This window comes from Clostridium pasteurianum BC1, from assembly GCF_000389635.1.
In the GTDB taxonomy this organism is placed as follows: domain Bacteria; phylum Bacillota; class Clostridia; order Clostridiales; family Clostridiaceae; genus Clostridium_I; species Clostridium_I pasteurianum_A.
This window is the reverse complement of record NC_021182.1, coordinates 3,514,156-3,528,132: the sequence shown is the minus strand read 5'-3', so window position 1 is coordinate 3,528,132 and position 13,977 is coordinate 3,514,156. Positions and strand designations below refer to the sequence as shown.

Genomic DNA, 13,977 nt, shown 5'->3' with positions numbered 1-13,977 from the left:
TATTGTAGTTTATTGTATTGTAAATTTGCCAGTAGAATTGGTTATAACAAATCCAATATACGGCGTTTTTTTATATGTATTAATCTTTAACAATAGATTCTAATTTCATAGGAAATGACAATAATAAAATTTATTATATATATTTAAGGGGGAAGTCAAATTGAATAATATAAAAAAGAAAATAGGCTTGATTGTTATTGTTTTAATTATTATTAGTATTTATCCTATTTATAAAACGGCTTTTGGCAGTAAGAATTCAACGTCAACGGCAAATGAAAAAGATGCTAAGGTTTCAGCAGTAAATTTTGATAAAACTACATATAATCTGGCTATAGGAAATACGTACACTTTAAATGATGCTATATCGCCTAATAATGCAACAGATAAAGCGGTTACCTGGGCATCATCGGATACAAATATAGTAAAGGTAGAAGATGGGGTGATTACTGGAATGGGCGTTGGAACTGCAAAGATTACGGCAACTACTGTAGATGGAGGAAAGACAGCTACTTCTAATGTAACTGTATCCAATCGTGAGGCTAACGACAGCATAATTACTTTTAAAGATAAAAATTTAGAAAAGAATATAAGGTATAGTATTCATAAATCAACAGGTGTCCTATATAAAAGTGATGTTAAAAATATTACGATATTAGCAGCAAGTGGACAGGATATAAGTGATATAAGTGGAATAGAAAATCTAGTTAATCTGCAAACACTTAATTTGGGAAATAATCAAATAAACAATATTAGTTCACTAAAAGGATTGACTAACTTACAAACACTCTATCTAGAGCACAATAATATAAGTGATATAAGTCCATTGAAATCACTAACTAAATTGCAGATTCTTGGTTTAAAAAGCAACCAAATAACTGATATAAATGCACTAAAATCATTAACTAATCTTCAGACTCTTGCTTTAAATTTTAATAAGGTTAGTGATATAGAGGCACTAAGTGGGCTAACTAATTTATACAGTGTTGACTTACAATCCAATAAAATCAGTGATATAAGTCCCCTAAAAAAATTAACTAATTTACATTATTTATACGCAGAATCTAATGAAATAAGTAATGTAAGTGCATTAAAAGAACTTACTGATTTGCAGAATCTTAGTCTTCAATCTAATAAGATAAGTGATATAAGTAGTATAAGTGGATTAAGTAAATTAAATAGTCTTGTTCTGGCAGATAATCAGATAAGTAATATAAGCTCACTAAGCAATTTAAATAATCTGCAATTTGATCTTCAACTGCAATCTAATAAAATAAATGATATTAGTCCATTAAAAGGGTTGACTAGATTGCAGAATATCACTTTAAGTTCCAATAAAATAAGTAATTTGAGTGCCTTAACAGAATTAACTGATTTACAACTTCTTGAATTAAAAAACAATCAAATAAGTGATATAAATCCATTGAAAAAAATGTCTCATTTACAATATCTTTTCTTACAAGGTAATAAAATTAGTGCTGAAGATCAAAAAGCATTAAAGAAAGCTTTACTTCAGCTTAAGAATATTTATTTTTAAAAATGGAATCCCTGGTAAATCGTAAAAAATCTCCAGTAGTAAAGTTATTTACTGCTGGGGATTTTTATTTTTGCATTTCACAAAACCATAATGCTATCCACAAATCTAGAACTGATAGAAGTAACCGCAATTATTTAGGATCATGATAGAATCCTATTAATAAAAAGAATAAATATAGTAAAAAATGCAAATATTTAATATATATTAAAGTAAATAGGGGTGATCAAATGCTTTTAGAAATACCTAAGGTTGAAAACATTCAGTTCCCTGGAGGAACTGCAAAGATTAAATTTGATGAGTTTAATAAAAAAATTAAAATTGTAAGTTTTAAGGGAACGGTTAAAAATTTAGTTGATAGATTGATGACTCAATCAAGCAAGAATAAAGTAGGAAAAATTTTCTATGTTTCGCCTAAAGAGAAAATTGAAGAGTTTAAAGCTGAAGGATTTATCATGGAAGCTAAGGTTTATAATTTTTTAAATGGGAAACCTGGTTATTTTTTATCTAAGTTCATTGCAGCTGAGCGAAAGATGAGTATGGTTATTCCAGAAGAGGAAGAGGTTTTGATCAAATCAAGAGAGTATGCAGATGAAAATTACAAATATGATACATATAACAAATATTTCATCAGAAATGCATGTAAAGAAGATGCAAAGCAATTAGCAGAACTCTATGATAGTGTTTTTGAAACTTACCCATCACCCATGAATAATCCAGACTATATTAAATTTGTAATGGATCATGATGTGTTTTTTAAAATAGCAGTTTATGAAAATAAAATTGTTAGTGCAGCCTCTGCTGATATGGATCCAACTAACCTAAATGTTGAAATGACTGACTGTGCAACTAATAGAGCGCATAGAGGTAAGGGTCTGGTGGGACGATTAATTTTTGAGCTTGAGAAAGAACTGCAGAATAAACAGTATAAAGTACTTTATAGTATGGCAAGATCAATTTCGACAGGTATGAATATTGTTTTTTCTAAACATGATTATGAGTATAGTGGAAGGTTGGTAAATCACTGTCATATTTGCGGGCGATTTGAAGATATGAATATTTGGGTTAAGGTATTATAGTAGAGCAAGAAATTATGGATGATTCTTTTGCGTGTTTTTAAATAATATAAAAATCAGAGGAATGGGAATTAGTTCCTCTGATTTTTTCAATTAATAAAATATTTTAAGATCCTATGAGACAGCTCCTTTTTCAATTTATGATATTTCATTAAAAAGACACTATTAAATTTATTGTATTTTAATAGAATTTGATAGTATTAATTTTTGATTATATTAACTGAGCAGTATATATATTTAACAAAAACCATATTTTTGATGTTATAATAGAATATAAACCTTATTGGAAGTTTAATGAAATTGATATAAAAAATGAAAAATTATTGCATAAATAGGGAAGAACTATTCTATATTTACTTATAAACGGTATGCAAGTAAAAAGTTGGCTTAGTAGCATAATCTATTATAAAAAGTGAGGTACTAAATGATGAAAAATAAGATAAATGTAGGAATAGGATTTGTAAGTGGGCGAAAAAGCTTCAAAAATGTTGTAAAAACATATATTGATAGTTGGAATGAATCAAATTTATTAGAAAATGAAAAAATTGCGCTTCATTTATTTGTTGCATATGACCTAAAGTATTCAAACACAAAAGTTGGAGATTATACAATCACTGATGAAGGAATTTTGGACACGGTAGTTTCTGCTCATTATATGAGCGATGCGTCAATAGAAATAGAAGCACAAATCCTAGTGAAAAATAAGGTGTTGACTAATAAAGAAGCAAAACTTATTTTTGGTCAAGGCTATGGAATGAAGAGAAATGCCATTCTGTATCTTGCAATAAAGTACAATATGGATTATTTGATTTTTCTTGATGACGATGAATATCCGATAGCCACTGTGAAAATAGCTAATAGTACATTTTGGATGGGTCAATCGATAGTGGCGGAGCATATCGAATATCTTAATAGTTGCGATATTACACATGGTTATCATTGTGGTTATGTTTCACCAATTCCACAGATTAAATGGAACAATAAGCTTTCTGAAGATGATTTTAAACTATTTATTGAAGCCATAAGTAATGATATTATCAATTGGGATTCTATTAAGGATAAGATGAATAGTGGAGGAGTCACTTATGGCGATCTTTCAATTATATATGGGAAAAAGGGGAAAGTGGTACAGGAGATAAATGGTATGAAATTTATCTCAGGGTCTAACCTAGGACTTAATTTAAAAAATTATAATAAATTATTTCCGTTTTACAATCCTCCAGGCGCAAGAGGCGAGGATACTTTTTTAAGTACCTGTATTGGGGATTGTGACGTAACAAAAATTCCATGTTATGCCTTTCATGATGGTTTTTCCTATTATCAGCATTTGCTTAAGGGAGTACTCCCAATCAAGCTCAAGGAAATATCAGTGGACGACAGTTATGTTGTAAAAAGATTTCTGAAGGCATCCATTGGATGGATTCGATATAAACCACTGTTAACTTACATAACCAACCAAGAAAATTATAATTCAGAGATTACTAAAATCAGAGAGAACTTAACAATTGTAGTGCCTAAAATTTGTGATTATTTCAAAAATAAAGATTTTCAACGTATTTTGACAGAGCTTGAATACTATAACAGTCATGTGGAACAGCACTTTAAGGATTTTCAAAATACAAAGCTGGCGTGGATCAAAGTAATGGAATTTTTGAAGTGTTACTAATTTAAATTTAATGTGGATTTAGAACATTAGTAGAAACCATTCAATCATAATGAGATATATGATAAACTTTCATCAAAGTATCCGCCATAAGTATAAAAAGGTGAAATTTAATATGAAATTAGTTACTTTTGGTGTATAGATTAATTTACTAAAAAAATTTAACATTGAGGTGTTATTTATGAATAGATATGAAGATAATGCTGCTAAAGAATTAATGAATTGGCAGAAAGAGATGATGAAAAAGTCTGGTATTATAGAAAAATTTACTAAGGGTACTCAAAATAAGATAAATAATATTATTCCTGATAAAGTCCATACTGTAATAACGGAAGCAATAAAGAATATGATAAAGGCAGTACTTTTTGGATCTGAATATACTACTTCTTTACCATTGAAAGATGGATCTCTTGAAGATAGAGAAAATATGGTGAGAGAGAAAATTGATTTTTATAAAAAGTCAGCAGCTGTTAGTGGAGCAGGTACTGGAGGTGCAGGTTTTCTGCTAAGTTTGGCAGATTTTCCTATACTTTTAAGCCTTAAGATGAAGTTTTTGTTTCAGTGTGCAAGTTTATATGGCTTTGATGTAAAAGATTATAGAGAGAGATTATATATGCTTTATGTGTTTCAACTTGCTTTTTCCAGTCAGAAAAAGAGGAATGAGACCTTTAAGATTGTTAAGGATTGGAGTAATTATTCAGAGACATTGCCCATAGATAAGGAAGCTTTTGACTGGAGAGAATTTCAGCAGGAATACAGAGACTATATGGATATTGCCAAGCTGCTTCAGATGGTTCCTGGGATAGGGGCTATGGTAGGAGCTTATGCAAATTATAAACTTATGAATCAGCTTGGAAAAACTTCAATGAATGGATATAGATTGAGAATTTTTAAATTTAATTGATAAATAACTTCTGTGTTAGAACAAGAAAAAATACCAGGATGCTTTCTAGTTAATATTTTTATCCGATGACTACCATCCGTATACTCCCATCTTCTATCAAAGTGGGAGATAACGGCTGCTACGTCCCTGGATAACGATTTACCCTAAAGGACAACGATTTCTAAGTATCGAAAATACCGATACTAAGAACTCTGTTTATAGTTACTTTACATTGTTTTATCTAAAACTTAACATAAATCTGCGTTAAAAAATCACTCTTATAGCATAGTATTATATTAGAGAGATTTTATCAATGAATCTTATTTAGTGGGAATTTGTACTCACACTAAATTTAGATGAATTATCCAGGAACGTGTCGCTGTTATCTCCACCTTGTAGAATGTGGAGTGTTACAGCGACTAGTTATCGGATAAAAAATAAATTGGAAATAACTAATATTATACGGGTTTTATATATTAGATTTTTTTCGTATTTGGAATATAGTATGTCTATTATTTAATAGATACAGAAAGCAGGTAAAGTGAATGGCGAGTATAGCTAGTATAGATAACGCATTTTCATTAATTAGAGGAAGAATTCCTGGACAGGTGATAATTCAATACACAGATAGCTGTAATGGAAAATGTCCACAATGTGGAATGAGAGTCACAGAGCAGTTCAAACGTTCAAAATTTTCAGAGGAAGAGGTAAAAAAAATAATTGATGCTGCTTCAAAACAGGGAGTTCAAGCTTTGTCCTTTACTGGAGGAGAGCCTTTTTTATATGATGAAGAAATATTAAATTTAATAAGGTATGCAGGTGATTGTAATATAGAATACATAAGAACTGGAACTAATGGATTTATATTTAGGGATTCCGACAGTTTAGGTTTTGAGGATAAAATTAAAAGATTGGCAGAAAGTCTCTCTAGGACCAAGCTTCGAAATTTTTGGATAAGCATAGATTCTGCAGAACCTGAAACCCATGAAAGAATGCGAGGGCTTACGGGAGTAATTAAAGGTATAGAAAAGGCACTGCCAATTTTTCATGAGTTTGGTATATATCCTGCTGCAAATCTTGGTATAAATCGTAACACTGGAGGAATTGGTAAGATTCCAAGCAAAATGAGTGATAAGAACGAATTTTATACTGATTTTAGAAATGCTTTTAAAGAGTTCTATGGTTTTGTAATAAATCTTGGATTTACAATGGTAAATGCATGTTATCCCATGAGTGTGGATAATGATTCAAAAACAGACTTACAGGCCACTTATGGGGCTACCTCTACAGATAATATTATAGCTTTTTCAAAGGAAGAAAAAATACAGGTATTCAAGGCATTACTTGATACCATTCCAGAATTTAGGTCCAAAATCAGATTATTTACTCCGCTGGTATCACTGTATTCACTTATAAAACAATATGAAGGACATGGTGAACATTGTTTACCATGTAGAGGTGGAATAGATTTCTTTTTTGTTAGTGCAAAAGATGGTAATACCTATCCTTGTGGGTATAGAGGTACGGATAATATGGGTAAATTCTATAATCTTGATGTGAAATCAATAAAGGAAAAACCATTTTGTAAAAAATGTGATTGGGAATGTTTTAGAGATCCATCTGAATTAATAGGATACTTAATAAATTCTATTAACAATCCTTTGAAATTTATAATTAAAAATGAAAAGGATAAAAAGTATAGAGAATTGTGGAAAAAAGATATAAATTATTATAGAGCTTGTGACTTTTTTGATGGAAGGAAGGCTCCGCAGCAAGAAAAACTAAAAAAATTTGAGGTGTAAGCATAAATCAACTCGTATTAGCGCTCAAAATAGTAGAAAGTCAGCATTGCTGGCTTTCTTTACGTATGTAAAAATAATTATTTTACAAACAAAGACAATTTATTATAGTATATAGAGTATAATTATAAATATAAAAAAATATTAGAACTTATAAATAGTTTAAAATATTGCAATAAAGGAGTTAATGATAATGAAAATTTTAGCATATAGTCATAGACCGGATGAAACTGAATATTTTAAAGAATTCAGTAAAAAGTATAATGTTGAGGTTGTGCTATGTGAAGAAGCACCAACTATGGAAAATGCAGAGTTGGCCAAGGGATTTGACTGCATTAGTATTATAACAACTATAATCCCAGCTGAATTGGTAGAAAAATTTTATAAAATTGGTGTGAAATTTATATCCACCAGAACCATAGGGTATGATCATATAAATCTTAAAAAGGCAAAGGAATTAGGAGTTCATATAGGAAATGTAACCTATTCACCAAATAGCGTGGCAAATTATACCGTTATGATGATTCTCATGGCAATAAGAAAAATAAAACTTATAATGGAAGGCAGTAATGTACAAGATTATTCTTTAAAAGGTGTTCAAGGGAAAGAATTGCAAAACTTAACGGTAGGAGTTATTGGTACAGGAAGAATTGGACAGACGGTAATTAGACATTTAAGTGGGTTTGATTGTAAAGTATTAGCTTATGATCTGTATGAAAATGAAAAAATAAAGCAACATACTAACTATGTAACTTTACAAAAGCTTTTTGAAAATAGTGATATTATTACTATGCATGTACCTGCAACAGAAGATAATTATCATTTGATTAATAATAAATCTATATCAAATATGAAAAATAGTGTATTTATCATTAATACAGCTCGTGGATCTCTTATTAACACTGGTGATTTAATTGAAGCTATTGAACAGAAAAAAATCGGTGGTGCAGCTTTAGACGTTATTGAACAGGAATCAAGTATCTATTATAATGACTTAAAAGGTGAAGTGCTAAAAAACAGAGAATTGGCCATTTTAAAATCTTATCCTAATGTAATTGTAACACCACACACAGCTTTTTATACTGATCAAGCCGTAAGTGATATGGTGGAGCATTCCATTTTAAGCTGTGTTTTATTTATGGAAGGTAAAGAAAATCCATGGGAAGTTGCGCAATAAAATATTTTATCCGATGACTACCATCCGTAATACTCCCATCGCACTCTGTGAAAGCGATTCACACAAAATCAAAGATTTTGGTTCTCTGCTTTTCTATCAAAGTGGGAGATAACGGCTGCTACGTCCCTGGATAACGATTTCTAAGTTTCAGCTGGAGAAAAAAACTCCACCTGAAACAAAGAACTCTGTTTATGGAATTAGGCTGAAATAAAAAAATAAAATAAAAAGAGTATAAATTACATTTATAAAAATAAATATGTATGGATAGGAATATTAAAGGAGATATCAGATATCCATGCAAGATTCAAATGCAGATTCCATAAGTTTTCTGGATAAAGTTAGAAGTGACAGGGGAATAGATGATCTGAAAGATTTTTTTGATCAACTGACTAAAAAGGATATGAGGGAAGCTACAAATTTTATTAATGACGAAAATTTACAGTTTCCTACCTTATTTGTGCTTAGAGATGATATTGAGAAAAACAATTTGGTAAATAGTCTTACTGAGAAAAATAAAATAGCTATATTGATAGTAAAGGAAATATTAACAGATAAAAAAGATAATCTGGCATCAAAACAGTTATCCTTTGACTACGTACAAATGATCCACTTCGTTTTAAAATGGATATTGGAAACTGGTTTTAGAAGTGATGGTATGAATGATGACTATGACAGAGTATTGGATATTGATGCCGTACTTTTGACAAAAATGTATAAAGACAAAACTATACTGAATATTATAGCAAGTATGATTTTTGAAAGATATAAAAAAGGATTGTTGGTACATGATTTAGTATGGGCCTTTTTTCAAGTAGGAGATCCTCAGACCTTAATGATTCTTGGCGAAAGATTATTGTCTTCTGTGGAAGAGGATGTTAAAATAGCAACCAGACTGTTGAATTTCATACCAGAAATAGGCAGGAATATTAGCAAGGAAAGAAAATATACGACTTTTCTAAATTGGATGAAAGAAAACAGTACATTTTTGGAATATACAGGAGAAAGTTTTCAGCAGACAACAAATCCTAGACCTTATAAGGTAGTTTTAGAGGGGAAATATTTGTGTAAAAATATATGCTGTGAAACGGGAAAAGCCTTAAGCATTCCATCTAGAGAGGAAAATCAACTATTAAATGAGTTTAGAAAATTAGATCATGATACAAAGATATTGCTCTCAAATTTTTCATTGAGAATACATCATAAAAATATATATTTATGGGATGTATGGCTCCACTATTCTTTAGAGGATCAGATAAAGATTGCTAAGATAGGAGGAGTACAATGATTAAGATTTCAGGTGATAATTTCAACATAAATACAATAATAGATCAATATAAAAATAACAGTATTGAAAGATATGTTCTAGAAAAGCTTTCTTCAAGTAATGAGGTTTATAATTATGGTTCAGTAGATGAATTAAAATTTGAACTTACCTTAAGAAGAAATATTGTAAATGCAGCTATAGATCTAGGTAAAAGTAATTTTGATTTTGCCGTTTTCCGTAAATCAAAATGTAATCCAGATTACTGGGAAAGGACACCTCAAGGTGGCTTTTTATTGAAAAATGGAGTGAATGCCTCTAGTGCTATAAATGATATTTATAAGAATAGCCATAAGTACGCCACAGAATGTGCTACAGCCATGGTTATTGTGTATTATAAAGCTGTTCTTGATTCATTTGGGGGAAGACTTCTTGATGCTACATTTCCAAATATATATTTAATGAACTGGCATTATATGGATAGAAATCTTGGCCTGGATATTAGTGATGATATAGCAGATTTTTTGCCAGGAGATTGTAGATATTTTAAGAATCCACAGGTGAATCCTTTGACTCCAGAGTGGCAGGGGGAGAATGTAATTGTCCTTGGAAATGGTAAGTATTATGGACATGGAATAGGCATAAAGACTGCAGATGAAATAATTAAAGCTTTAAATGAGGAAAGGTTTATGGGATCAAGACAGTCAGCTTATTTGCTGAATTCTGCTACAAGACCGGACTTTAAACATTTGGCATATATTTATCTTAAGTCCTCTTCCAGGTCATTGGGATCAGAGAGAAGAAGAGAACATAGGCATCATTAGAAATATGAAAACATCCTGCATTACATTTAAATCTTGTCAGACTTGCAAGCTCAAGTAAAGAATCAGCATATGAAAATATCCTGTATTACATTTAAATTAGAAAAGTATGGGTGACATATTGGTGGTTCTCAGAATAATATATTATGAAAGTATGATATGGAAGGAACTAGAAATGATATATTTTAGCTATCCATCTGAGGACAATTATTTACTTGACTCAGAGTACATTTATTCTGAAGATTATAGTCGTAATGAGTACGAAAATAATGATCCACAGGATGGGGTTCAATTACAACAGCAAAATCTTATGCCTGATAAGTTTAGCATAGATTACCCTGTTATCCCAAATGCTAATAACAAAGAAAATATAGCTAAGATTAATAATGGCATTTTGGAAGAAGTAAATGGACTCTTTAGGAGTCAAGTATTGCTTCCTGAGGTTACAGATTTTAATGAGATACTGGGAACTTATGTAGTAACACTAAATGAAAAGGGAATACTGAGTGCATTATTTAGTCTCTATACTTATGTAAATAGAGCCGCTCATGGATTTACAGCATATTCTTCTATAACCGTAAATGTAGAAACAGGTGAGATTTACAGCTTTAGTGATTTGTTTAATCCTAAATTATACTATGTGGGTTTTTTAAATGAATTGGCAGAACAATATATTAAAGAAAATAACATTGAACTCATTAACCAGTATAACGGAATTACTCCAGATCAGCAATATTATCTTACACCAAACAGTTTAGTGCTTTACTACCAGGTTTATGAATATACCCCCTATTATTACGGATTATTTAAGATAGAAATTCCATATAGTAAGATTTCTAATTTTATTACACCTTTAAGCCCTATAGCAAGATTTTTGAATGAGGCCTAAGGAAAAATAAATACAATTTATATTAATGTAATTTCAAATCTTCCTAAAAACTAACTTTAATTTTATATTTATTAGATTTTATAACCCTAAAGTACTATCAAAGTTATGAGCCTAAATAACTTGATAGTACTTTTTAATATTCTAATAAAAAATTATAATTTTTTATTGCTATTATAAATTTTATTGTTATATAATTAAATCATATACTAACTAAGATTATCATAACTAGGAGTTATTTTATGAATATGGATTTAGAACTTTATAGAATTTTTTATACCGTAGCCTGCTGTAAAAATATTTCTCAAGCTGCTGATATATTGTATATAAGCCAGCCGGCTGTGAGCAAATCTATAAAAAAACTGGAAAGTGCTGCTGGAATTACATTATTTTCAAGAAATTCCAGAGGTGTAAAACTCACAGAAGAGGGAAATATATTTTTTGAATATATAGATAAGGCTATGCAGGAAATACATACAGGAGAAAAAATATTATCTAAATTAAAAAAAAGAGAGCAAGGAATCATTAAATTAGGAGTGAGTACTACTCTTTGTCAATATTTTCTTATACCTAAACTTAAACAGTTTATAAGTAGGTATCCGGATATACAAATTAAAATTATTAATAAGACAACTTTTGATACTTTAAAACTTGTAGATGAAGGAGAAATTGATTTTGGAATTATAAGTTATCCTTTTGATTGTAGTGACTATAATTTTATAGAGCTGGATACTATACAGGATATTTTTGTGGCTGGAAAAGGATATATTAAAGAAGGAGAAATTATTAGTTTAAATGAGGCTTTTCAAAAGTATAATCTTATGTTGCTTGAACCTGGTAATATAACTCGTAAATATATTGATAAATATTTTTGTGATAATAATATAATTATAAAACCTGAGATAGAAATAAGTAGTATGGATTTTTTAATTGAATTTGCAAAAATAGGTTTGGGAATTACTGTGGTAATAAAAAATTTTATTGAGAAAGAACTTGAAACTGGAGAATTAATAGAAATTCCTATTAAACCAGCAATACCTGAGAGAACTATAGGTATTGTTTCTCATAAGAAATTACCTTTGTCTATTGCTGCACAGACTTTTGTAGATTTCTGTTTAAAATAGATTTTAACTAATAGTGCATATAGAGTTTTTCAAATACTAGATTATCTTTTTTATTTATTTTTGATATACTATTTGTCATATAACTAATTTTCATTTGGGGGATTATTAATGAATATTCAAATCTTTGGTGTAAAAAAATGCTTTGATACTAAAAAAGCTGAGAGATATTTTAAAGAAAGAAAAATAAAGTATCAGTTTATAGATTTAAATGAAAAAGCTTTAAGTAAAAGGGAATTGCAAAGTGTACGGGCTTCTGTGGATATTAATGAATTGATTAATATAAAGGCTAAAGAATACAAAAGCCTAAATGTAGAGCAGATAAGAAATAATAATGTAAAAGAGGAAATTCTTCTGAATAATCCTAAATTATATAAGACTCCAATAGTACGTAATGGAAAACAAGCTACAGTAGGTTATGTACCAGAAGTATGGAAAGCTTGGGAATAGGAGAGTAATATGGATTTTAAATTTTTTAAGGTAGAAATATTTATACCAGAAGAATATGTGGAGAGATTAAGAGAAAGCTTAAATAACATAGGAGCACTGACTATAGGTGGTAATTATGATAATTGTATGGCTGTATCTAAAGTTACAGGTTATTGGCGACCTTTAAAAGGGGCTAATCCATTCAATGGTGAAGAAGGAAAGTTATCAAAGGCAGAAGAGTGTAAAGTTGAATTTTCTTGTAAGAATGAAATTTTAAAAGAAGTTGTAGCAGTAATAAAGAGAGTACATCCTTATGAAGTACCAGTTATAAATGTAGTCCCCAATTTTATAGAATAAGTTGTGATTTTCTGGATTAATTATCAAATTAAAGGTTAATTAAAAGAGAATAGTTATATTAAAATTTTAGGAGGAGTTATATTGTCAACGAAAAAAATATTATCAAGATTTTTATTTTGGGTTGCAGCTGCAATGATTTTTAATATTGGAATTTATTTATTTATGGGACAAGTAAAGGCACTTGAATTCTTAGGTGGATATGTAATTGAACAAAGTCTTAGTATGGATAATTTATTCTTATTTTTAATAATTTTTTCTAGCTTTGGAGTTAAAGTTGAATATCAAAGACGTATATTAAACTATGGAATATTTGGTGCAATTATATTAAGATTAATATTTATTATATTAGGTGTAGCTATAGTAGATAAGTTTCACTGGATATTATATGTATTTGGTATTGTACTTATTATAAGTGGTATAAAGATGATATTGAAAAAAGAAGAAGACAATCAAATTGATTTTAAGGAAAGTAAGTTGATAAGAGTACTAAATAAAATTATACCTGTTAAAAATAATATTGAAGGAGAAAAATTCTTTGTAAAAGAGAAAGGTATACTCTACGCTACCCCATTATTTGCAATATTATTTTTCATAGAAGGATCAGATATATTATTTGCTATCGATTCAATACCTGCTATTTTTTCAATATCTACAGATACATTTATAGTATATAGTTCAAATATTTTTGCCATATTAGGACTTAGAAATTTGTACTTTTTACTTGAGAAACTGCAGGAATCCTTTAAATATGTTAAATATGGTGTTGCAGTAATACTTACTTTTACTGGCATAAAATTATCCATATTGTTTTTCCATATTGAAATATCCATATTAATATCAATACTTGCTATTGTGGGAATTCTGGCAATAAGTATACTGGCATCTGTATTTACTAAAGAAAATGGAGCTTTTGAATAACAAAGGTTATCTTCTGAATATATTTTGTTTCAAAACAGAAATAAGATTTTTTACC

At 29.5% G+C, this 13,977-nt stretch carries 13 protein-coding genes; all 13 read left to right on the top strand.

The genetic code is table 11. From position 1 onward, the window contains the following. Positions 1-160 precede the first annotated feature (160 nt). Positions 161-1,534, top strand: a complete 1,374-nt coding sequence (locus CLOPA_RS16665; protein ID WP_015616601.1) for a leucine-rich repeat domain-containing protein — start codon at positions 161-163, stop codon at positions 1,532-1,534. A gap of 227 nt (positions 1,535-1,761) precedes the next feature. Beyond that, a complete protein-coding gene (ablB, locus tag CLOPA_RS16660) occupies positions 1,762-2,610 on the top strand; it encodes a putative beta-lysine N-acetyltransferase (RefSeq protein WP_015616600.1) in 849 nt (282 codons plus the stop codon). Positions 2,611-3,031: 421 nt separating this feature from the next. Next, positions 3,032-4,273: a hypothetical protein gene (locus CLOPA_RS16655; RefSeq protein ID WP_015616599.1), complete on the top strand. Its 1,242-nt coding sequence runs from the start codon at positions 3,032-3,034 to the stop codon at positions 4,271-4,273. A 178-nt stretch (positions 4,274-4,451) separates the two neighbouring features. Next, on the top strand, positions 4,452-5,174 hold the full coding sequence (locus tag CLOPA_RS16650) for an EcsC family protein (protein WP_015616598.1): 723 nt from the start codon (positions 4,452-4,454) through the stop codon (positions 5,172-5,174). Between the two features lie 524 nt (positions 5,175-5,698). Then, positions 5,699-6,955 (top strand): radical SAM protein, encoded by a 1,257-nt coding sequence (locus CLOPA_RS16645; protein ID WP_015616597.1) that lies wholly within the window; start codon positions 5,699-5,701, stop codon positions 6,953-6,955. A gap of 190 nt (positions 6,956-7,145) precedes the next feature. Next, positions 7,146-8,129, top strand: a complete 984-nt coding sequence (locus CLOPA_RS16640; protein ID WP_015616596.1) for a D-isomer specific 2-hydroxyacid dehydrogenase family protein — start codon at positions 7,146-7,148, stop codon at positions 8,127-8,129. Positions 8,130-8,424: 295 nt separating this feature from the next. Next, entirely contained in the window at positions 8,425-9,414 is a 990-nt protein-coding gene (locus tag CLOPA_RS16635) for a hypothetical protein (protein WP_015616595.1), read from the top strand. Next, on the top strand, positions 9,411-10,214 hold the full coding sequence (locus tag CLOPA_RS16630) for a protein-glutamine gamma-glutamyltransferase (protein WP_015616594.1): 804 nt from the start codon (positions 9,411-9,413) through the stop codon (positions 10,212-10,214). The genes CLOPA_RS16635 and CLOPA_RS16630 overlap by 4 nt, the downstream gene beginning before the upstream one ends. Before the next feature lie 172 nt (positions 10,215-10,386). Next, entirely contained in the window at positions 10,387-11,100 is a 714-nt protein-coding gene (locus CLOPA_RS16625) for a DUF3298 and DUF4163 domain-containing protein (protein ID WP_015616593.1), read from the top strand. A 239-nt stretch (positions 11,101-11,339) separates the two neighbouring features. Continuing rightward, positions 11,340-12,221 carry a LysR family transcriptional regulator gene (locus tag CLOPA_RS16620; RefSeq protein ID WP_015616592.1) on the top strand — a complete coding sequence of 294 codons (882 nt, stop codon included), beginning with the start codon at positions 11,340-11,342 and terminating at the stop codon, positions 12,219-12,221. Between the two features lie 108 nt (positions 12,222-12,329). Next, the gene (locus CLOPA_RS16615; protein ID WP_015616591.1) at positions 12,330-12,668 is read left to right on the top strand and encodes an arsenate reductase family protein; all 339 of its coding nucleotides are present in this window, start codon (positions 12,330-12,332) and stop codon (positions 12,666-12,668) included. A gap of 9 nt (positions 12,669-12,677) precedes the next feature. Then, positions 12,678-13,004 carry a divalent cation tolerance protein CutA gene (cutA, locus tag CLOPA_RS16610; protein ID WP_015616590.1) on the top strand — a complete coding sequence of 109 codons (327 nt, stop codon included), beginning with the start codon at positions 12,678-12,680 and terminating at the stop codon, positions 13,002-13,004. A gap of 81 nt (positions 13,005-13,085) precedes the next feature. Continuing rightward, positions 13,086-13,922, top strand: a complete 837-nt coding sequence (locus tag CLOPA_RS16605; RefSeq protein ID WP_015616589.1) for a TerC/Alx family metal homeostasis membrane protein — start codon at positions 13,086-13,088, stop codon at positions 13,920-13,922. The last annotated feature ends 55 nt before the right edge of the window (positions 13,923-13,977 follow it).

Bases quoted from the DNA above. Each gene is read 5' to 3' on its own strand.
- CLOPA_RS16640 (WP_015616596.1), top strand. From the start codon at position 7,146: ATGAAAATTTTAGCATATAGTCATAGACCGGATGAAACTGAATATTTT.
- CLOPA_RS16650 (WP_015616598.1), top strand. From the start codon at position 4,452: ATGAATAGATATGAAGATAATGCTGCTAAAGAATTAATGAATTGGCAG.
- CLOPA_RS16630 (WP_015616594.1), top strand. From the start codon at position 9,411: ATGATTAAGATTTCAGGTGATAATTTCAACATAAATACAATAATAGAT.
- CLOPA_RS16620 (WP_015616592.1), top strand. From the start codon at position 11,340: ATGAATATGGATTTAGAACTTTATAGAATTTTTTATACCGTAGCCTGC.
- CLOPA_RS16635 (WP_015616595.1), top strand. From the start codon at position 8,425: ATGCAAGATTCAAATGCAGATTCCATAAGTTTTCTGGATAAAGTTAGA.
- cutA (WP_015616590.1), top strand. From the start codon at position 12,678: ATGGATTTTAAATTTTTTAAGGTAGAAATATTTATACCAGAAGAATAT.
- CLOPA_RS16645 (WP_015616597.1), top strand. From the start codon at position 5,699: ATGGCGAGTATAGCTAGTATAGATAACGCATTTTCATTAATTAGAGGA.
- CLOPA_RS16615 (WP_015616591.1), top strand. From the start codon at position 12,330: ATGAATATTCAAATCTTTGGTGTAAAAAAATGCTTTGATACTAAAAAA.
- ablB (WP_015616600.1), top strand. From the start codon at position 1,762: ATGCTTTTAGAAATACCTAAGGTTGAAAACATTCAGTTCCCTGGAGGA.
- CLOPA_RS16655 (WP_015616599.1), top strand. From the start codon at position 3,032: ATGATGAAAAATAAGATAAATGTAGGAATAGGATTTGTAAGTGGGCGA.
- CLOPA_RS16625 (WP_015616593.1), top strand. From the start codon at position 10,387: ATGATATATTTTAGCTATCCATCTGAGGACAATTATTTACTTGACTCA.